Source organism: Limibacterium fermenti (genome assembly GCF_041902845.1).
GTDB classification, from domain to species: domain Bacteria; phylum Bacteroidota; class Bacteroidia; order Bacteroidales; family Dysgonomonadaceae; genus Limibacterium; species Limibacterium fermenti.
The window spans coordinates 3,216,367-3,234,113 of sequence record NZ_CP159486.1 but is presented as its reverse complement, the minus strand read 5'-3'; the positions used below and the strand labels follow the sequence as shown (position 1 = coordinate 3,234,113).

Below are 17,747 nucleotides of genomic sequence, written 5' to 3'. Positions count from 1 at the left end.
CCAAAAACAATGAAACAGAAACTTTTAATTTTAGTAACGGCATTGACTTTAAGCGGTTTCTGCGCCAATGCCCAATTTATCGTGAATGATCCGGTAAACGTTGCCACCTCCATTGCGAATACGGCAAAAGAAATTATCCAGACGTCCAAAACGGTTAAAAATACGCTCGACAACTTTAAGGAAGTAGAGAAAGTATATAAGCAGGGAAAAGAGTATTATGATGCTCTGCGTAAGGTGAACGATTTAGTGAAGGATGCCCGAAAAGTACAGCAAACCATCTTGATGGTGGGTGATATTTCGGATTTGTACGTGAACAGCTACAAATTGATGCTGCAGGATAAAAACTTCTCATTCGAAGAGCTTACCGCGATCGCGTTCGGCTACACAAGACTCTTGGAAGAAAGTGCGGCATTGTTGAAAGAGTTGAAACAGATTGTCAATCCCACAACCCTTTCACTCAATGATAAGGAGCGGATGGATTGGATTGACCAAATCTATAAAGAAGTCAGTGAATACCGTTCATTGGTCAGCTATTACACCAACAAAAACATCTCGGTCTCTTACCTGCGTGCGAAAAAACAGAATGACGCACAACGGGTACTCGACCTGTACGGTTCGTTAAGTGACAAATACTGGTAAAACTGCCCCTGACCTCCTATAGGGGGAATAGGACGTTAAGTAAATAAATATTTTCTAAATGAAATAACGATGAATAATGACACTAAAACACCCCCTTCAGGGGGAAGGGGGGCTTATGGATTTTGAAAATTTACATCAGGTACTGCGAACGCTGTACACTGAAATGATGCCCTTGGTGGGCAATATGACAGGCATAGCCAAGGGTGTTGCCGGACTCGGCGCTCTGTTTTACGTGGCAAGCCGTGTGTGGCAGTCCCTTGCGCGTGCCGAAGAGATCGACGTTTACCCGCTTTTGAGACCTTTTGCCATCGGGCTTTGTATTATGTTTTTCCCTACTATTGTTTTGGGGACGATAAACAGCGTGCTTTCGCCCGTGGTAAAAGGAACTAATCAGATGATGGCAGCACAAACCCTGGATATGAACAAATTGCGTGAACAACGCGACCGATTGGAACGGGAAGCGATGCTGAGAAATCCCGAAACAGCCTTTTTGGTCAGCAACGAAGAGTTTGACAAAAAGATAGACGAAATGCAGGGACTCAACCCGAAACACCTTGTTACCATTACATCAATGTATCTGGAAAGGGGGATGTACAACCTGAAAAAGTCGATGCAGGATGCCTTCAAATCTTTTCTGGAGATATTGTTTCAAGCTGCCGCTCTGATAATCGATACCATTCGGACATTTTTCCTTATCGTTCTTTCCATACTGGGACCCATTGCTTTCGGAATTGCCGTGTTTGACGGATTCCAATCTACTTTGACGGGATGGTTGAGCCGCTATGTTTCGGTTTATCTGTGGCTGCCCGTATCGGATCTGTTCAGTACCATGCTTGCCAAAATCCAGACGCTGATGATAGGCAAAGAGATTGCAGCTCTTGAAAATCCGGCGTACATCCCGGACGGTTCGAGTGTGGTTTATATCATTTTTATGCTGATAGGCATTGTCGGATATTTTGTAATTCCTACCGTTGCCGGATGGATTATCCAGGCAGGCGGAATGGGCAACTACGGAAAAAACATTAATCAAACCGTGCAAAAAAGCGGTGCAGTGGCGGGAGCCGGCGCAGGAGCCGTAGGCGGAAATGTTTTGGGTAAATTGAGAAAATAATAAACGAGTAAACAAAGTAAAAATATGGAATTCAAGTCATTAAAAAACATTGAAACATCTTTCAGGCAGATACGGCTTTACGCCGTTGTTTTTGGTGTGGTGTGTCTTTTGATAGTCGGTTTTTCTCTTTGGAAATCATACGCTTTTGCCGAGAAACAACGGGAAAAAGTCTATGTGTTGGACAACGGAAAATCACTGATGCTTGCGCTTTCGCAAGATGCGGCAACAAACCGTCCGGTAGAAGCGCGCGAACACATTCGCCGTTTTCATGAACTGTTCTTCACGCTGTCGCCCGACAAGTCAGCCATTGAAAGCAATATGAAACGAGCATTTTTTCTTGCCGACCAATCGGCTTTCAACTACTACAAAGACCTTACGGAAAAAGGATATTACAACCGGATTATATCGGGAAATATCCAACAGCGTATCGAAATTGACAGCATTCAGTGCAATTTTGAGGTCTATCCTTATGAAGTGAGAACCGTTGCCCGTCAATACATCATCCGTTCGAGCAACCTGACCGAACGCAGTTTGGTTTCAGAATGCCGTCTGGTCAATTCCATCCGTTCCGACAACAATCCGCAAGGTTTTATCGTCGAAAATTTTATTATTCGTGAAAACAGAGATATCCGGACAGTCAAACGATAAAGGAATATGAATAATATCTTGATAAAAATACGCCAAAAACGAAATCGTTTTAACGATAAATTAAAACGGAAATTAGGTGACCTTTCGTCTACGGCAAAACTGAACGGCATTTTGCTTGTGATGCTCTTTTATGCGGTAATGACATTGATAATGCTTGTCAGAGCATTCGATAAAAATGAAAGATCAATAATTATCAAGCATATCGAGCCTGCTCCGTTGATTGACACACCGATAAAGCTTGAGCCCGAAAAGGACACGTTATCAGCAGAAGAATTTAAGTAAAACAACCACTAATCCACAAATTTCAAATTATGACAATGAAAGAAAATAATGAAACTTCGACTACTGTTTCGGAAGAAAAAACTTCGAAACAGGACGAACAGAAAAGAGAGGAGCCACAGACACGCAAGCTACCCACGATCGAAGAAATTCAAAAGCGAAAGAAAGTATTGGTGTATATGTTGTTGGTTTTGGTTTTTATCGGTGTAATATATTGGATTTTTGCACCTTCAAAAGCCGAAAAAGAGAAAAAGCAAACCGAACAGGGAATAAACGTTGAAATACCGGAAATATCCGGCGGTGAACTGCCCGAAGATAAGGAAACTGCCTACAAGCTGGCAGAGAATGAACAAAAGGAGAACGAACGTCAATGGACAATGGGTACACTTTCCGACTTTTTCGGCGATACTCAAAAGTCGGATAATCGTCTCGAAAAATGGGAATCATTTGCTGATCAGGATTATCGTTCCGGTAAAGGCAACGAAATTAGCCGGTCGGCATCGGCTTACGGTGATATCCGGAACACGCTCGGCAATTTCTACGAAGAGAACTCCCAAATGGAAATCTTGCAACAACAAATTGATGAATTGCAAGCACAACTGGACGAGAAAAACGGTTTGGTAGATGAAGACCGGGAGATACAAAGACAACTCGAACTGATGGAAAAATCATACGAAATGGCAGCCAGATACCTGCCGCAAAATCAACAAGCGACAACACCCAATCCTTTTGAAACTGCCGTTGAACGTGAAATGGACGAACCGTTGCCGAATGCTTACACCAAAACGGAAGCCAAAGAGTCTGTGTTTACCGTACTGCCCGAAGTGAAAAACGTGGTGTCGGCTCTTTATCAGGATGTCCCCGACAGCGTGTTTATGGCCGAACAGATGCAGGAGCGCAACCGATCGTTTCTTCCCTGCACCGAAACCGTCGACGACATTCCGCTAAAAAACACGCTGAAAGTGGCAGTTTATGAAACCCAAACGTTAAAAGACGGCGAAACCGTGCGCTTGCGCCTGTTGGAACCGGCCCGCGTAGCCGGTATGTATATTCCGAAAAACACCTTGTTGACGGCTGTAGCCCGGATACAGGGCAACCGCTTGACGCTTTCCGTAACCAGCATCGAACACCGGGAACGGATTGTCCCCGTAAACCTTTCGGCATACGACCTAGACGGACAACTGGGTGCCTTTATCCCCAATTCCCTGGAAGTGAATGCCGCCAAGGAAATTGCTGCCGGAATGGGACAATCCGCCGGAACGAGTTTCACGTTTGCATCATCGGCAGGACAACAACTGGCCGCCGATGCGGGGCGCGGACTGTTGCAGGGTGCATCGCAATACTTCGGGAACAGGATGCGTGAAGTGAAGGTGACGCTCAAAAGCGGTCACAAGCTCTTTTTGATGCAAAACAGATAAACCGATTATAAACCACTAAAATCCAATTTGTATGAAACTAAAATTAAAAACAATCTTTTTCTTCGTTGCCCTGCTTTCTGCGGCGATTACCTCAAATGCCCAAATTAACACGGGCGATCTCTATCAGGGAATGAGCCGGACAATTCCCAACGGCAGAATAGTATTGCCTTACGGACTCTCTGTAACTTACGAGAAAACGGTGCACCTGATTTTTCCTTCCCAAATACGTTACGTTGATTTGGGTAGCAGTAACATTATTGCAGGCAAAGCGGAAGATGCCGACAACGTACTTCGGGTAAAGGCTGCCGTTCGCGATTTTGAAACGGAAACCAACCTGAGCGTAATCTGTAACGACGGAAGTTTTTTCTCCTTTAACGTGAAATATGCCGAAGAACCGGAAAGGTTGAATATCGAAATGCAGGATTTTCTGCATTCCGGTACGAATAATCTGCCCACCAACAAAGCCGATATTTACTTCAAGGAACTCGGTAACGAATCACCGGTGTTGGTGAAACTGATCATGAAAACGATTTGGCAAAACGACCGCAGAGAAATCAACCACATCGGCAGTAAGAAGTTTGGCTTACAGTTCCTGTTGAGAGGATTATACTCGAACAACGGGTTACTTTATTTTCACACGTTGATTAAAAACCAAAATCAAATGCCTTATCAGGTAGATTTTATCACGTTTAAGGTTGTGGATAAAAAAGTGGCGAAACGCACAGCTATACAGGAACAGGTATTGCAGCCGCTACGCTCGTTCAACGAAGTAACCCGTATCGGCGGATACCAAACCCAACGTTCCGTCTTTGTCCTGGAGCAATTCACGCTGCCCGATGACAAGCAATTGGAAGTAACACTCTTTGAGCAAAACGGCGGTCGTCATCAAACATTTATTGTGGAGAATGAGGATTTAATCCGTGCCAAAGATATCGATAACCTGAAATTGAAATTCTGATGAAACGGATACTGTTATTCATGGTGATGACGGTGACGATAGCTGCCGCATCACACGCCCAACGGCTGATACCCGGACAACGGGGATTGCAGCTCTCGGTTGGGGTTCCCGTTACCGGAAACAACCTGTTTGAAAACGGCAATTTTACCGCTGAGATGGCGATGACCATTAACCACAAACGAGCCAATTATTGGTTGTTCGGATTGGAATACACGAAAAGGCATTTTGCTTATCGGGATATGCAAATTCCGTCCGAAACGGTTGCTTTCGAGGGCGGTTATCTCTTAAATCTCTTTTCCGATACAGGTAAGAACGTATTGCTCAATACAGGAATTACCGCCGTTGCAGGTTATGAAACCGTCAATCGGGGCGAAAAACTTTTACCCGATGGTGCAACACTATTGACACGAGACCGCTTTGTGTACGGCGGGGCATACCATTTGGCGTTGGATATTTACACTACCGATAATTTGGTGTTTTTCGTGAAAGGAAAATGCAACGTGTTGTGGAAAAGCGATGTGGAGATGTTCAGGCCTTCCTTGCAAACGGGAATAAGACTTATTTTCTAACAATAAAAAACAAACAAAAATATGAAACATAAAATAATCAATGATTTATGGGTAGTGGGAGTGCTGCTCATCGCCGTGTTTTGCCTATCTGCTTGTGATAACAAGTTGGACATTCAGCAGAGTTATGAATTTGATGTGCACACGATGCCGGTTCCAAAGGAAATTGCTGTCGGGAAAACCGTTGAAATCAGGTGTACGCTGACAGAAAAGGGCCGTTTTGCCGATAACCGTTATACGATACGATATTTTCAATACGAGGGGAGCGGAGAATTGCGGTTGGGCAAAAACGGCGAAGCCTTCCTGCCCAACGACCGCTATCCCTTGCCGGAGAAAGTTTTCCGGTTGTACTACACTTCCCGTTCAGTTGAAAGCCAAGCGTTTGAAGTGGTGGTGGAAGATAGTTTCGGAAATGAAAGGAAGTTGGAGTTTGAGTTTAACGCTAAAAAAGACGAAAAAAGGTAGTAAAGACCCACAACTCGTCTTCACACTTGGAAATTTAATAAAAAATAACAAAAGCCCTTGCACGTGGAGTGTAGGGGCTTTTTTGAATCAATTTATTTTTATCCATAAGTGTGTCAGGCAAATATCATCTTCTTTTCTATGAGCAATAGATTTTAAGACGCAATAGTCAGTATTAGATTCAATCTCTGATAACACTTCATCTTTTTTCCAATCTGAAGTAGTTTTCGTTAAATCATAAATCCACTTGTTTATTGTAGTGTTCCAATGGTCAAAATCATTATTTTCTACAAACCCTAATAAACCACAATTAAATAATCCTTTCCCGTGTTTCTCGGTTTTATAGCGTTCAATTCCTCCGTTATTTTTTTCTCCAATGACGTATTCTTTTTCTCTTGATTTTTCAGGAGAAGGCAGACGTTTACATTCTACTGAAAAAAGTGAGGCTAATGAAATGTTTTGTTCGTTTGGATAAAAATAAAAATCCGAAAAACCCTTACTTTGATATGTAATGTCTCGGTACTGCCCATTAATGTTAAATGGGTAATCATAACTTCTTATCAGTATTTGAGCTTGTTCTATGTAAATTTGGGTAAAATCGTCTTCATTTAGTTTCCTTTTTTTATAGAAATCTGACACGATGTAATCTTTGAAATTAGACACGGTTCTTCTCATTAGCCTATTAATAAGCGAAATAATATTAGTATTTGATATACTAACTTTGTGGTTGGATTTGTTTGATAAATTTTCCTCTGCTATCATTATTCTGTCAAATTTGAAAAATCAGAGAAACATTTATCTGCATCACGATAAGCGGTTGAAGCTAACCAATACCTGTTTTGATTTGGTTTTACAAAGGCAATTGTGTCTTTTTGAGGATACAATTTTATTATCCTATTAACAGATAAATGAGCAGAAATTACATTAGTGGTAAGACCATCTATATTTAATTCTGAAATGTCTGTACTGAATGTAGGTGCCTCATTCTTGCTATCATATTTGAATACCGTCGCAATTAGTGAATTTTCAAGTTGAACAATATCAGACAATCTGAATTTGCGGTTATTATCTTCGTAAATTGCATTTAAAGCTCGTGAAAATTCAGTTCCGTATTTAGATATAGTTGGAACTAACTTATTTTGTCTTATTGGTTGTAATGCTTTGGATTTTTCTCCGTGTATAAAGAAGTCTTGCTGAAATTCTAAACTATCACTTATTACTTCTGAGTCAAAAGCAGAGAATAAAAAATCATTTTCAATAAATGGAAGATTCTTTAAATCTTTTAGAAGAAACGTATTATTTCGATTGATTAAAGTTTCTGAACTTGTTGCAAGAAGATAGAATTTATAAAAATTGTAATACTCTTCAAAAGAATTGTAGATGCTTTTTAATAACTTGATATCGTTCTTCAAAGACTTAATTGAGAGCATTCTTCTTTTGAAAGAAAAAGACTTTTCATTAAAAAATATTGGGAATCTATATTCTCCAATATTTTCCCATATAATCAAATTGGGTGCGATAAAAGAATTTTCTGAAGGAACTTTAGAAAATTTACTATACCTACTCATTTCAGCCAATAAGTCATAGTTGATTGTATTTTCATTTATAGCCTTTGTCGGTAAAAATGGAATTTTATAGATATATTCCGGCGCTAAGTTTTGCTTGCTGCCTATTTCAAATCCTTCTTCGATAATACAACTGTTTTCAACTAAAAAATCTTTCAAAAAAGGTAATGCCTGTACTTTTTCAACAATATTTTTTATTCTGCCACCTCCAAGCAAATTATTTTTCCAAATAAATTCATTATTGATAGCGGTTTGTCTGTTTACAAAATGCAAATCATAATCATCTATTTCAAAAACAATTCGTTCTTTGGTCGCCCTTGTCCTTCTGAATGTTAGGTGCAAGATATTTTTGCTGAAATCGGGTTTCTCATTTCTAATAAAAATTGCAGCTGAAGCTACATCTGCTCCATTATCCCAGAGAGATTTATTCCTTGCAAGTGCAGTGAAATCTAAAATCTGAACTGTATTAAAGTTTGAAAACAAGGTTTTCTTGTAATCATTGGAGGTGCTATTATATAATAAACCTGATGATTTGATAATCAAGCAAACCAATCCTCTATCTTTGAGAAAACCGAATGAGTCTGAAAGAAATTTCAATGCAATTTGTCCTTGTGGAATTTTTATTTTTTTGTTTTCCAATTGCCACACATTTGAATAGTTGGATATAGCGCCTCTTACAAATGGAGGGTTCCCAATAACCAAATCAAATTTTTTATTCTCTATGGATTTACATTCAAAAAAATCGGAATGAATTAAATTTTCTATTGTTAAATCATCAAACCTTAATTCATTAAGGATTTTCAACGGACTTAACTCATTACACAAAGCCAAACTCAAACTGAAAGAAGCTAATCGGATAGCTTGTTCTTCTTTATCTACGCCGTAAATATTTCGCAATATTGATTTTAAATCATCAATATCCGGTATATCCATATTGTTTTGAAGCCTCCATATCTGAACCAATCGTTTGAAGCCAACAACTAAAAAGATACCCGAACCGCAAGCAGGATCTAATATCGTATATTTTTTTAAGTCAATTTCATTATACCTTTTCAGTGGGATGCACTCATCAACTAACAGCTTAGCTAAGTGGGACGGCGTGTAATATAATCCTTTTTCTTGTTTGTTTTCGCCCAAAAACTCCTCGTACAAACGGCTAATTAATTCTACCGGAATTTGTTTGAACTCAAAGTACCGCCAATCAAGGAATCCCAATTCAAGTTGTTTAGAACTTAAATCCGTTTTTTCCGTAGCCAACAAATCGGCAACAACAGATAAATCCATTTTATTGAGCTGTTCTTGTTCTTCAACCTCCCATTTAAACACATTTCCATTGAAATCTTTATTTAAGTCTGAGAGTAGTTCAACAAATTTGCCTTGCTGACATAAAACATCATTAAATGATAATGCATTATTGTATTTCTGAAAATATCTGTTTGATAGTAATTTATTTCCGTTGGTATCAATTGTTTCTTCTAAATACTTTATTAGTATTGCTTGAACTATAATTTTGTTGATAACTTGAACGGATATATTCTTAAACGTTGATTTCAGTTTATTGGATACAAAATGAATGTTGTCAATGAGTTTGTCATAGGCGGAATTTTGAAACTTAAATTTATTTTTTAGTTCATCCTGCTCCCAAAAAACTCCACTTTTTATTTTTACAGCAAATTGTTCGTTGTACAAAGCGTGTGCTTTGCCTGTCAGTTTTAAATCTTTTACTAAATATTCAGGTTTGTAATCTTGTGGTGTAATGTGTTTAGTACAGTCAATAATCTTTATTTCTGTATTGTAAAAAACACAAGCTAAAGGTGCTTCTCCACTACTCCAAATTTTTGTTTGAATATCTGCTATCTCATTTTCATTTGATTCATCAAAGTTTATATCTGTAAAATCAAACAAATAAGCTTGTGGTTTGTAGCTGCCATTAAGTTGCCGACGTAAATAAACAGCGGAAGCTTTAAATTCTTTTGCCTTCTCTATGTGAAAATAAATTTGCGGGTCAGGAATATTTTCGCAATGGTCAGTCAAATATAAAGCATCGTCATTTTCAAAGCCTAACCTTTGCAAGCCTTGTTGAAATGATTCTTTTATGTCTTTTGCCTTATTCATATAATGTACAGTACCCCCATTATGCAAAGATAATAAAAAATATTAAAAGACAACTGTATTTTTTACCACTGAATTGTCAAAAATCCACTCTGTCCCGGCAAATTTCTTTTGCTTCTTTTCTTTGTTTGCCTTTTCCCCAAAGAAAAGAAGTCCCTAAAACTTTTAGAGAGGGTTTTAGGGACAAGCAAAAAAACAGTCAGAAATAAGTCCCCCCTTTGGGGGATTTAGGGGGTTATACTTTCAACGGCTGTGTGCGAAAATCTTTCAGATTAAGGAAAAAACCTCTCGTGTCGGTCATTCCGTTACGGAACAAGTTCCAAAGCAAAGAGCAACCCATTTGTGCCAACGTTGCGTTGATAAACAAATCTTGCTTTGCGAGAGCATCGGCAAGCGAACAACTCGGCGTATCGTCCGACTGTTCCGACTGCGAGAGCAAATCGCCAAACTCTTCCGTTACAAAAGGCAGGCTGCCAACGGTTGCAAACCGTTCCGATTTCGGTTGGTACAATTCGCCTACTGTGGAAAGGATTACCTGCCCTGTGCATTGGCTGTTACCGAAATCAAGCCAATATTTTGGCGTATGGCTGTAATAAATGTTATTTTTTCGGAGTTCGGTCAATATTCCGGCAATGCCGAAACGTGTCTGTACGTTGTCCACACACGAAATAGTGATACTTGCGCTTGCCTGTTTAGGAATGTTGCCTTGTATATCTTTCTCAAATTTTCGACTCTCGGCTTTCCAATCCGTACCGAAAAAGCGGTTGATGCGGTTGATTAATACAACGGATTTATACACTCCCAATTCGCATTCGGCAAAGAGTTGCCGTCCCAAATTGGCGGTTGCAACGGTGTCATCATCCCACAATCTTACTTCCAATCCTGCGTGATTGAGTTCGTTTAAGGCGTGGTTTATCCTTGCCAGGGCGGTCAAAACCTGCGAGCCTGTTCCTCCTGCGCCGATAAGATTGACCGTTATCGGATTGGTTGCCTGTATCAATGCGCTGTCCGTAAAATGGACGGTCGTTTTTTGTTCGGAATTGCTCATTTTATCAAATCTTTGAGGGTTAAACGGTTTTTTATCAATACTTCCTTTGGAAACGGTTCTTGCGTTTCGATTAGCTCTTTCCAAAGGGTTACGCAATTTCCATTAACGGGATTATGTCCGTTTATCAAATGGCTGAAATAGCTGTTGAAAAAACTTTCTTCCCATACGTGCATAAATTCTTCGAGCGATGCGGATTGTTGGATTTTCACGTCCACCGTCCCCATACAGACACGGTTGTCTTCATAAACATTCGGAAACGGTGCAAAATAAAGCGAAGTCTCGGCTTTTGGACGAATGCCCGATGACAAAGCGTAAACCGATAATCCGTTTTTGTCGGCTTTCCAAACCATTGCCGGAACGTGCGCCTTGCCGTTGGGTATGCCCAAACTGTCGATGAAAAACATCGGGCGGATTTGCGGTTGGGTGTACCAGACGACACTTCCGTTTTCGCTCGGATGAATGTGCAACACGTGGGTAGGGATAATACCTTTGGGACGTAAAAAAGCCTTGTTCTGTTCTTCCTTTTCGGTGTTCAACGCTTTTGCCAATGCTTGTCCTTCTTTTACCGTCAAAGGATGAGCATTTATCGGACTGCCGTTGTCATCCATATCAAAATGTTCGATGTAGGTTTGTGGATGCTGTCCTTCGGTTTGATATACCACCAATGCCGATCTTGGGATGTATATCGTTCCAAAACTTCGGGTTATGTCATTTATGTTCTCGTTCATCTTCTTGAGTATTGTATTGGTTCAGATAATAGCATAATTCATTGATAAGGGGAAAAATCCGGTTTTCAAAGTCCAGACTTTCTTTGCCGACAGGTGTTCCATCAAAATGGGTGGTAACGGCAGGTTCTTCCATTTCGCCATACTGCGAAAACTCGCCGTTTACCGTTTCGCAAAGTTGTTCGTACAGATAGCCTTTATCATCGGCAATAAAGCCGATGTATTTATCCATGGTGATTTTTGTTTCTTCTTCATCGTAACAGTATTCCGTTTCTTCCCAACCGGTAACGCTGTTTTGGAATAATCGGCGTTCGGGATATTTTTGATAGAGTTGGAAAAATTTTGTTGTCATCAGAAAAACATCGCTGTCGAAAGGGTCTTTTGCCCGAAAGGTTTTGATACGCCGTTTCCAATGCGTTAGGTTTTCTTTGTCGAAAATCATCGTGTGCATTTGGTCGCCAATCTGTTCGGTTTGGCTCAGTTCTGCAAGAATTTCCCTGTTTTCTTCGCTGTCGTCATCGTGAATTGCCCACTCTTTGAGCATTTCGTACTGCCAATAGAGATAGCTGTTTTCCTGCCTGTAAAACGGTATCTTTGCAATGTGGTAGATATATGAACACACCGATAAAAGCAATATTGCCGTTTGCTTGCGTTCAGGGTCTTCGAACATACGAAAAAGCGGAACAACAGGCACATAATAGAATTGACTGCCTGTATAATATGTTTCTGTTACCGATAAAAACAGTTGTCCCGTGTCGCCGTTTTCCGATATGTGCAACTCGGTAAAATCCTTGCATTTGTGTGATTGTCGCAACTGTTTTTCGATTTTCCGATAAGCAAGTGCGAGGTTGTACGGATAGCCGAAGTCTTTCGTTTGAAGGGGTGTAACTCCGTAATGTTCGGCAAGTTGTGAAAGGGAGTTGTAAAAATCCCTTTCACGTTGTTTTACTTGCCGTTCCGACAGTTTTCTCTGTTCGGGGTTTACTTGCAATTTGGGCAAAAAACGGCTTTTCAGAAAACCATCGGCAAAAGGTCTTTCGGGGCAGATTGCCGTGTGTCTTTGCGGATTTCGCGGTAGTCTTTCGGGCGTTGCATTTCCGTCATAAACTCGCCGATTTTTTGGTGCAAATCCGTCCGTTTGTGTCTGCACGGAACGACAATCGTTCCACTTATGACTGTATGTGTTTGCATAATTCATCTGTCAATCGTATAATTGAATTTATCCTTTTGTTCCCATAATGCTTTCAAAGCGGTATTGCACGCTGTCTTCCCTAATCATCGGGGCGGATACTTTTGCCGTTGTGAGAATGGGATAGGTGTTGGCGTAAAAGTTCATCACGCTTTCGGGCGACCAGCGTGGTTCGGGGTCGGCAAGGCGGATTTCCTGTCCTTTGTCGTTGAGTATGAAGACTCTCTCTAATTGTGTTGCCAATAACATAATTTCCTGTCTTTAAGGGTTAAACAATTGGATTGGCATTGAATAAATTGGGTGCAAAATGCCTGGCTAATTCATCTTTGCGTTTGTGGATTTCTTCAGCATAATCGGGAAAACGGTTCACATCGGGGACGGCGGTAAAGGCTTCACGGTATTTGCCCTCATCTGCAAGTGCGGATGCTTTTTGCATTGCCTCGTTGAATTTCTTCTCTTTGGCTTCACGTTCCTTCTTTTCCTTATCGGCTTTCTCTTTTTCCATTGCCGACTGTTTACGTGCCTGTTCTTGGGCTTTCAGATAACTTTCCATATTGAGCAAAAGCGAAGAAGTCTGCTCAATAGGGGTTACAATGCTTTGGAAAAATCCACCGTCCAACTCTTCGGCTGTTCCTTTTAGTGTCAGCGGTGGGATAAGGTGTTTGGCGTTGTCGCCACACTGTTCGTTCTGCAACAGTACCGATACGATTAAATTGTCGTCTGTTCCTTGCAAAACGGTAATTTGCAATGCTCCTGTTATGCTCATCTGAGCAATTTGATTGAAAAAATTTGCGTTCATATTTCTGTCTGTTTTAAAGTTGATTAATAAAGTTGAATGATTTTGATTGTCTGCTGATGGTAGTTCAGAATTTGTGAAACGGAAAATTCTTCGGTATAAAATTCTTCGCCTGTGTTCTTTCCGTAAGCGGAATACATAGCCGTACCGTTTCTGTAAAGATGCAAGCGGTAGGTGTCTAATCGGTTTTCGGGGACAAGAAACGTTTCCTGTTCGTTTTCTTCCAATTCTACAAACGTCCAATCCTTTTCGCCCAAAAGAGTGTCGATGTCGGTGTGTTCTTCTTCATCGGTACGGTAAAAATCGACTGCCGTGTCGTAATAGTTGAGTGAACAAAAGTTGTAGTCTTCCGTAAACTGCTGAACGGCTTGCAAGCATTGTTTCATTTTCTCTTTCCATTCTTTTGTACAATGGATAATGGCAAAGTGGCACTCGTCCCATTCGCTGTCGGTATAGGCTTTTACCAATATGTAATCTGTGATGTTTGTTGCTTTTTTCATTTTCTGTTTGTTTTTGAGGGTTGTTCTTTCACTAAAATGGTTCTCGGATTTTTCGGGTCATAATTTATTTGGTAGCCGTTGCTTTGAATAATACTTTCCAAAAGGTTTCGTGCTGCACAACTGTCCCAATCGTCTGTTTTGGTCATATCCAAACAATGCAGTTGCTCAAATTGACGTACCATTGTAGCCAATATTTTCAATGCTCTATATTCTGTTTTTTCTGCTAAATTGCTCATAATACAATTGATATTAAATAGTTCTCAAAATGATTTCCTGCAATAATTGAGGATGTACTTCGCTGAAACAGTAGGTGATAAAATCACGTTTCGCATCACGGCACAACTCTTTGTGGAGTTTGTCGAATTGAGTGAAATTGCCGTTGATATAGTTTTCCACCATATATTCATAGATGTTTCCTACTTCGTAATACCTGTTTTGCTGAAGAGCGGTTTTGCCGTATCTTTTCATACTTGCGAATGTTTTAATGTTGATGATTTGATTATTAAAGAGATGCCAAAAGCGACCCGATTACGACAATAATAACTGCCCATTTCAGCACTTGAAACACGATGTAAAGCGTGGTGCGGATGATGAATTTCACCATCGAAAAAACAATGAAAAGCATCGCTAACAGTATCATTTCTCGACTTGCGATAACCGAAACGGTGTAAACCGTTCCGATTATCAATGCTGTGGCTGTTATCAGCCGTAAGGGGACTGTTTTCATTGAGTTATTTGTCAGGTATTTCCACTATTTGGTCTATTTTCCCGAAAAGGACACTCCGCAGACTCGTTTTGTCGGGGGCATAATACTCCGCCCAATGGTCGTATTGCTTGACCACATACTTTTTCAGTACGTCTGAAAAGTCAAAACGCCAACCCATCAGCGGAACGGCTGTTCTGAAATAAGCGTTACTCCTCACGTTCTCTGTAAGCCATTTCTTTTCAGCTCTGTTCATCGGCTCTCCGTTGTTCAGTTTCACTCTCAACTTGAAAATTTTACTCTCGCTGCAAGCATTTAACGGCGGAATTTCGTGCGATACAAATTTTACAGCTATCGGTTTCATACGGCTTGTTTTTGAGAGTTAACAGCTAAAAAATGGGTTAATACGACTTCCAAAAAAGTATCGGGATGGATGTAGTTTTCAAAAGACATTTCTACGCTCCGTACCTCTTTTCCGAAACAATCCCAATCCACATAATCTACCAACTTGAACAGCCTTACCGCTTTTCCTGTAATATAAGCCGCTAGAAATTCCGACCGATACCCCGCCTGGCACATTAGAAACTCACACTTACTCAAAGGCTCACTGCCCTCTACCACTGCCATCAACTGCACTTTGAACCCATCCGAATTGATGCGGTAATGAGAGGAGGTGTTATTTTCGTTTCTCAAAATCAATTCGTTATTTGCATTTTCTGTTTTCATAATTTCTGACATTTTTTTTGATGCGTCCAAAGAGCCGGAGTATGTTGATTTTCGTTTCGAGGGCGTTAAAAGGCAGTGTGCCGGCAGTGCAAGGTTTTGGCGAAAAATACGCTCAACACGAAGTGGAACGAGGAAGATTTTTTGCCAAACCCCTTGTGGGCTTGACCTTGCACTGTCCGACGAGCACACGAAATACCTTTGCACTCGATACGAAAATCAACAGCAATACACGGCTCGATGCGATAAAAAGCAGAAGGGAAGAAATTACAGCGGAGAAAATGCAAGGTTGAGATGAAAACAAGATATTTTGAAATAATATAGGCTGTATCGTAAAAAAGAAAATAGGCAAGTTCAAGGATGCTCCGGTATTCCGGGCGTTCTTGAACTTGCTTTTTTTCGTCTTTTCCCGGTAAATTTCGGCGAGGCTTTTCGGGTTATTTTATGGAAAGGAAAGGCAAAGCATGCAGCCGCCTGAACAGAAAATAATCCGATGTGCCGCAGACGAACAAGGTGTTTCTCTATCGCATAGAAAACGGACAAGCAAAAACAGTTCTGATATATTATCAGGGCTTTTGCTTGTTGGTTTTCGTCCTCTCTAATAAATTTTGGCGAGGCTTGCCGGCTGATTTTTTGAACCTGAATGAAACGAGTGATTGAACGGCTTCAAATACATCGGACGGTGTGCCGCAGACGAAAAGAACTTGTTTTAGTATGATGGATGGAAAAGTGGCAGACAAAAACTTGGTCGTACCGGACTACGCCGGACGGGTTGGTTTTTGTCTGCCTTTTTTCGTCATTGTCCAATAAACTCCCTCGTCAGCTTTTCCGTTGGAGGTTTCGCTCAAAGGGGCGGTCAAGGCTTTTCATCCGGCGAAGCGTGATGAAAAACGCCCGTTACGCCCGCGAAACAGAAGAACGATGGGCTGAAGAGGGAAAGGAATTATTTACTTAAACTGAAATTCGTTTAGTTTGAAAGAAAGGTCTGCCATGTCTTTTTCAATTTTTTGTTTTGTTATTCTCGCGTAGGTTTGTGTCGTTTTTATGTTCGTATGTCCCAACATTTTGCTTACTGTTTCAATCGGAACACCTTTCTCTAATGTAATCGTAGTTGCAAAAGTGTGCCTGGCGAGGTGGTAGGTTAGATTCTTGTTAATCTGGCAAATATCTGCAATTTCTTTTAAATAACTGTTCATTTTTTGATTGCTTAAAACAGGTAAAAGTTTATTGTTTTTTGTTTTACCCTTATATTTTTCAATAATTTGCAAAGGAATATCAAGTAGTAATACGTTGGATTGTACATTAGTTTTTTGCCTGTTAATCACAATCCACTTCTGACCATTGGTTTCAAGAATATTGTCATGACTTAAATTATAAACATCAATATAGGAGAGTCCCGTAAAGCACGAAAAAATAAAAATATCCTTAACAATTTCTAATCTTTGAATGCTGATTTTTTTATCTAACAGACGATTGATTTCTTCGCTCGTAAGGTAACCTCTGTCCACTTTTTTCATTGAAATGCTGTAATTTAAAAATGGGTCGTGGTGGATTAATCCTTTTTTCTGCGCATGAATAATTATTGTTTTGACATATTTCAAGTACTTTGCAGTGGTGTTGTGAGAGCATTGCAAATCTGCTTTTAAATATAATTCAAAATCATTGAGAATTGTAAAATTAATGTCATTCAATGAAATGTCATTACGATTATATTTGTTCCTTAAAAAGAGTACAAAGTATTTTTTTGTACGTTCATATTTTTCGAGCGTAGCAGGTGATTTTGTTTTGTTGACTAATAGTGAAAAATCGCTATTGAATTTTTCAAACAACTCTATAAAAGTCATCATGGACTGGTTTCCATGAAGGTATAAAGATTTGATTTTTTCGGTTGTAAGAAACTCATCATCTTGTAGTTTGAAAAACAGTTTATTCAAAGAGTTGGTTATACCATCAAGCCGGTTGTTGAGATTTAGAGCTTCAGCCGTTTTGCCTGTCATTCTATTAAACTTTGCATTCCACATTTCGGGCTTGCAAGATAATCCTGATGAACCAACGTTACACATATTTCCATTAAGAGAAATTCTAATCATAATGGGACATTTCCCGGATTTGTTTTTGTAGTTGCTTCGTAAGTAGTACGAAATTTTAAATAACGCTTTCATAATTTAATTTTTCTGTAGCATTTTGCCACAAAGTTCGACATAATAATTTAATTATGAATTAGATATGAGTAGTCAAATGGTATTCAACCGGTATTCATTGCTACATTTTTTATTTCAGAAAAAGCAGTGTAGCAGAAAATGTA

24 protein-coding genes are annotated in these 17,747 nt (G+C 40.0%); 9 read left to right on the top strand and 15 right to left on the bottom strand.

Going from position 1 to position 17,747, the window contains the following annotated elements; genetic code table 11:
* The first annotated feature begins 9 nt into the window (after positions 1–9).
* The 8 genes from ABNK31_RS14040 (at position 10) to ABNK31_RS14005 (ending at position 6,084) form a co-directional block, all read left to right on the top strand.
* Entirely contained in the window at positions 10–639 is a 630-nt protein-coding gene (locus ABNK31_RS14040) for a DUF4141 domain-containing protein (RefSeq protein ID WP_238867500.1), read from the top strand.
* A gap of 115 nt (positions 640–754) precedes the next feature.
* Positions 755–1,750, top strand: coding sequence for a conjugative transposon protein TraJ (gene traJ, locus ABNK31_RS14035; protein WP_238869505.1), 996 nt, complete (start codon positions 755–757; stop codon positions 1,748–1,750).
* 24 nt (positions 1,751–1,774) lie between these two features.
* On the top strand, positions 1,775–2,398 hold the full coding sequence (gene traK, locus ABNK31_RS14030) for a conjugative transposon protein TraK (protein WP_238867501.1): 624 nt from the start codon (positions 1,775–1,777) through the stop codon (positions 2,396–2,398).
* A gap of 6 nt (positions 2,399–2,404) precedes the next feature.
* Positions 2,405–2,680, top strand: a complete 276-nt coding sequence (locus ABNK31_RS14025; RefSeq protein ID WP_238867502.1) for a hypothetical protein — start codon at positions 2,405–2,407, stop codon at positions 2,678–2,680.
* A gap of 35 nt (positions 2,681–2,715) precedes the next feature.
* A complete protein-coding gene (gene traM, locus ABNK31_RS14020; RefSeq protein ID WP_418893109.1) occupies positions 2,716–4,095 on the top strand; it encodes a conjugative transposon protein TraM in 1,380 nt (459 codons plus the stop codon).
* 31 nt (positions 4,096–4,126) lie between these two features.
* Positions 4,127–5,053 (top strand): conjugative transposon protein TraN, encoded by a 927-nt coding sequence (gene traN / locus ABNK31_RS14015; protein WP_418893108.1) that lies wholly within the window; start codon positions 4,127–4,129, stop codon positions 5,051–5,053.
* Positions 5,053–5,622, top strand: coding sequence for a conjugal transfer protein TraO (locus ABNK31_RS14010; protein ID WP_418893107.1), 570 nt, complete (start codon positions 5,053–5,055; stop codon positions 5,620–5,622). Before traN ends, ABNK31_RS14010 begins: the two co-directional genes overlap by 1 nt.
* A 21-nt stretch (positions 5,623–5,643) precedes the next feature.
* Positions 5,644–6,084: a DUF3872 domain-containing protein gene (locus ABNK31_RS14005; RefSeq protein WP_418893106.1), complete on the top strand. Its 441-nt coding sequence runs from the start codon at positions 5,644–5,646 to the stop codon at positions 6,082–6,084.
* An 87-nt stretch (positions 6,085–6,171) separates the two neighbouring features.
* On the opposite strand, the gene ABNK31_RS14000 is transcribed toward ABNK31_RS14005, so the two are convergent.
* From ABNK31_RS14000 to ABNK31_RS13935, 14 genes are all read right to left on the bottom strand, one after another.
* Positions 6,172–6,843 carry a hypothetical protein gene (locus tag ABNK31_RS14000; RefSeq protein ID WP_418893105.1) on the bottom strand — a complete coding sequence of 224 codons (672 nt, stop codon included), beginning with the start codon at positions 6,841–6,843 and terminating at the stop codon, positions 6,172–6,174.
* Complete coding sequence (locus ABNK31_RS13995) at positions 6,843–9,761, bottom strand: HsdM family class I SAM-dependent methyltransferase (RefSeq protein WP_418893104.1); 2,919 nt, start codon at positions 9,759–9,761, stop codon at positions 6,843–6,845. Before ABNK31_RS13995 ends, ABNK31_RS14000 begins: the two co-directional genes overlap by 1 nt.
* Before the next feature lie 232 nt (positions 9,762–9,993).
* The gene (locus tag ABNK31_RS13990; protein WP_418893103.1) at positions 9,994–10,806 is read right to left on the bottom strand and encodes a PRTRC system ThiF family protein; all 813 of its coding nucleotides are present in this window, start codon (positions 10,804–10,806) and stop codon (positions 9,994–9,996) included.
* Complete coding sequence (locus tag ABNK31_RS13985) at positions 10,803–11,534, bottom strand: PRTRC system protein B (RefSeq protein WP_418893102.1); 732 nt, start codon at positions 11,532–11,534, stop codon at positions 10,803–10,805. The genes ABNK31_RS13990 and ABNK31_RS13985 overlap by 4 nt, the downstream gene beginning before the upstream one ends.
* Positions 11,515–12,531, bottom strand: coding sequence for a hypothetical protein (locus tag ABNK31_RS13980; protein ID WP_418893101.1), 1,017 nt, complete (start codon positions 12,529–12,531; stop codon positions 11,515–11,517). The genes ABNK31_RS13985 and ABNK31_RS13980 overlap by 20 nt, the downstream gene beginning before the upstream one ends.
* Positions 12,532–12,542: 11 nt before the next feature.
* Positions 12,543–12,722 carry a hypothetical protein gene (locus tag ABNK31_RS13975; RefSeq protein WP_418893100.1) on the bottom strand — a complete coding sequence of 60 codons (180 nt, stop codon included), beginning with the start codon at positions 12,720–12,722 and terminating at the stop codon, positions 12,543–12,545.
* A 28-nt stretch (positions 12,723–12,750) separates the two neighbouring features.
* On the bottom strand, positions 12,751–12,969 hold the full coding sequence (locus tag ABNK31_RS13970; protein ID WP_418893099.1) for a PRTRC system protein C: 219 nt from the start codon (positions 12,967–12,969) through the stop codon (positions 12,751–12,753).
* Between the two features lie 19 nt (positions 12,970–12,988).
* Positions 12,989–13,519, bottom strand: a complete 531-nt coding sequence (locus ABNK31_RS13965) for a PRTRC system protein E (RefSeq protein WP_418893098.1) — start codon at positions 13,517–13,519, stop codon at positions 12,989–12,991.
* A gap of 23 nt (positions 13,520–13,542) precedes the next feature.
* The gene (locus tag ABNK31_RS13960) at positions 13,543–14,016 is read right to left on the bottom strand and encodes a hypothetical protein (RefSeq protein WP_418893097.1); all 474 of its coding nucleotides are present in this window, start codon (positions 14,014–14,016) and stop codon (positions 13,543–13,545) included.
* Positions 14,013–14,252 carry a hypothetical protein gene (locus ABNK31_RS13955; RefSeq protein ID WP_418893096.1) on the bottom strand — a complete coding sequence of 80 codons (240 nt, stop codon included), beginning with the start codon at positions 14,250–14,252 and terminating at the stop codon, positions 14,013–14,015. The genes ABNK31_RS13960 and ABNK31_RS13955 overlap by 4 nt, the downstream gene beginning before the upstream one ends.
* 13 nt (positions 14,253–14,265) lie before the next feature.
* Positions 14,266–14,484, bottom strand: a complete 219-nt coding sequence (locus ABNK31_RS13950; RefSeq protein ID WP_286853916.1) for a hypothetical protein — start codon at positions 14,482–14,484, stop codon at positions 14,266–14,268.
* 34 nt (positions 14,485–14,518) lie between these two features.
* Positions 14,519–14,743: a hypothetical protein gene (locus tag ABNK31_RS13945; RefSeq protein ID WP_286853914.1), complete on the bottom strand. Its 225-nt coding sequence runs from the start codon at positions 14,741–14,743 to the stop codon at positions 14,519–14,521.
* 4 nt (positions 14,744–14,747) lie between these two features.
* Positions 14,748–15,083, bottom strand: a complete 336-nt coding sequence (locus ABNK31_RS13940; protein ID WP_286853912.1) for a molybdenum ABC transporter ATP-binding protein — start codon at positions 15,081–15,083, stop codon at positions 14,748–14,750.
* A complete protein-coding gene (locus ABNK31_RS13935) occupies positions 15,080–15,445 on the bottom strand; it encodes a hypothetical protein (RefSeq protein WP_286853910.1) in 366 nt (121 codons plus the stop codon). Before ABNK31_RS13935 ends, ABNK31_RS13940 begins: the two co-directional genes overlap by 4 nt.
* 41 nt (positions 15,446–15,486) lie before the next feature.
* On the opposite strand from ABNK31_RS13935, the gene ABNK31_RS13930 reads away from it, so the two are divergent.
* Positions 15,487–15,735: a hypothetical protein gene (locus ABNK31_RS13930; protein ID WP_286853908.1), complete on the top strand. Its 249-nt coding sequence runs from the start codon at positions 15,487–15,489 to the stop codon at positions 15,733–15,735.
* Between the two features lie 654 nt (positions 15,736–16,389).
* Here the strand turns inward: ABNK31_RS13930 and ABNK31_RS13925 are convergent.
* Complete coding sequence (locus ABNK31_RS13925) at positions 16,390–17,604, bottom strand: site-specific integrase (RefSeq protein WP_286853905.1); 1,215 nt, start codon at positions 17,602–17,604, stop codon at positions 16,390–16,392.
* Between the last annotated feature and the right edge of the window lie 143 nt (positions 17,605–17,747).

Coding starts and splice junctions, on each gene's coding strand:
- ABNK31_RS13935 (WP_286853910.1), bottom strand. CDS start 15,445: ATGAAAACAGAAAATGCAAATAACGAATTGATTTTGAGAAACGAAAAT.
- ABNK31_RS13950 (WP_286853916.1), bottom strand. CDS start 14,484: ATGAAAAGATACGGCAAAACCGCTCTTCAGCAAAACAGGTATTACGAA.
- ABNK31_RS13955 (WP_418893096.1), bottom strand. CDS start 14,252: ATGAGCAATTTAGCAGAAAAAACAGAATATAGAGCATTGAAAATATTG.
- traM (WP_418893109.1), top strand. CDS start 2,716: ATGAAAGAAAATAATGAAACTTCGACTACTGTTTCGGAAGAAAAAACT.
- ABNK31_RS13925 (WP_286853905.1), bottom strand. CDS start 17,604: ATGAAAGCGTTATTTAAAATTTCGTACTACTTACGAAGCAACTACAAA.
- ABNK31_RS13990 (WP_418893103.1), bottom strand. CDS start 10,806: ATGAGCAATTCCGAACAAAAAACGACCGTCCATTTTACGGACAGCGCA.
- ABNK31_RS14040 (WP_238867500.1), top strand. CDS start 10: ATGAAACAGAAACTTTTAATTTTAGTAACGGCATTGACTTTAAGCGGT.
- ABNK31_RS13945 (WP_286853914.1), bottom strand. CDS start 14,743: ATGAAAACAGTCCCCTTACGGCTGATAACAGCCACAGCATTGATAATC.
- ABNK31_RS13985 (WP_418893102.1), bottom strand. CDS start 11,534: ATGAACGAGAACATAAATGACATAACCCGAAGTTTTGGAACGATATAC.
- ABNK31_RS13960 (WP_418893097.1), bottom strand. CDS start 14,016: ATGAAAAAAGCAACAAACATCACAGATTACATATTGGTAAAAGCCTAT.
- ABNK31_RS13970 (WP_418893099.1), bottom strand. CDS start 12,969: ATGTTATTGGCAACACAATTAGAGAGAGTCTTCATACTCAACGACAAA.
- traN (WP_418893108.1), top strand. CDS start 4,127: ATGAAACTAAAATTAAAAACAATCTTTTTCTTCGTTGCCCTGCTTTCT.
- ABNK31_RS13940 (WP_286853912.1), bottom strand. CDS start 15,083: ATGAAACCGATAGCTGTAAAATTTGTATCGCACGAAATTCCGCCGTTA.
- ABNK31_RS13975 (WP_418893100.1), bottom strand. CDS start 12,722: ATGCAAACACATACAGTCATAAGTGGAACGATTGTCGTTCCGTGCAGA.
- ABNK31_RS14025 (WP_238867502.1), top strand. CDS start 2,405: ATGAATAATATCTTGATAAAAATACGCCAAAAACGAAATCGTTTTAAC.
- ABNK31_RS14010 (WP_418893107.1), top strand. CDS start 5,053: ATGAAACGGATACTGTTATTCATGGTGATGACGGTGACGATAGCTGCC.
- ABNK31_RS14000 (WP_418893105.1), bottom strand. CDS start 6,843: ATGATAGCAGAGGAAAATTTATCAAACAAATCCAACCACAAAGTTAGT.
- ABNK31_RS13930 (WP_286853908.1), top strand. CDS start 15,487: ATGTTGATTTTCGTTTCGAGGGCGTTAAAAGGCAGTGTGCCGGCAGTG.
- ABNK31_RS14005 (WP_418893106.1), top strand. CDS start 5,644: ATGAAACATAAAATAATCAATGATTTATGGGTAGTGGGAGTGCTGCTC.
- ABNK31_RS13995 (WP_418893104.1), bottom strand. CDS start 9,761: ATGAATAAGGCAAAAGACATAAAAGAATCATTTCAACAAGGCTTGCAA.
- traJ (WP_238869505.1), top strand. CDS start 755: ATGGATTTTGAAAATTTACATCAGGTACTGCGAACGCTGTACACTGAA.
- ABNK31_RS13965 (WP_418893098.1), bottom strand. CDS start 13,519: ATGAACGCAAATTTTTTCAATCAAATTGCTCAGATGAGCATAACAGGA.
- traK (WP_238867501.1), top strand. CDS start 1,775: ATGGAATTCAAGTCATTAAAAAACATTGAAACATCTTTCAGGCAGATA.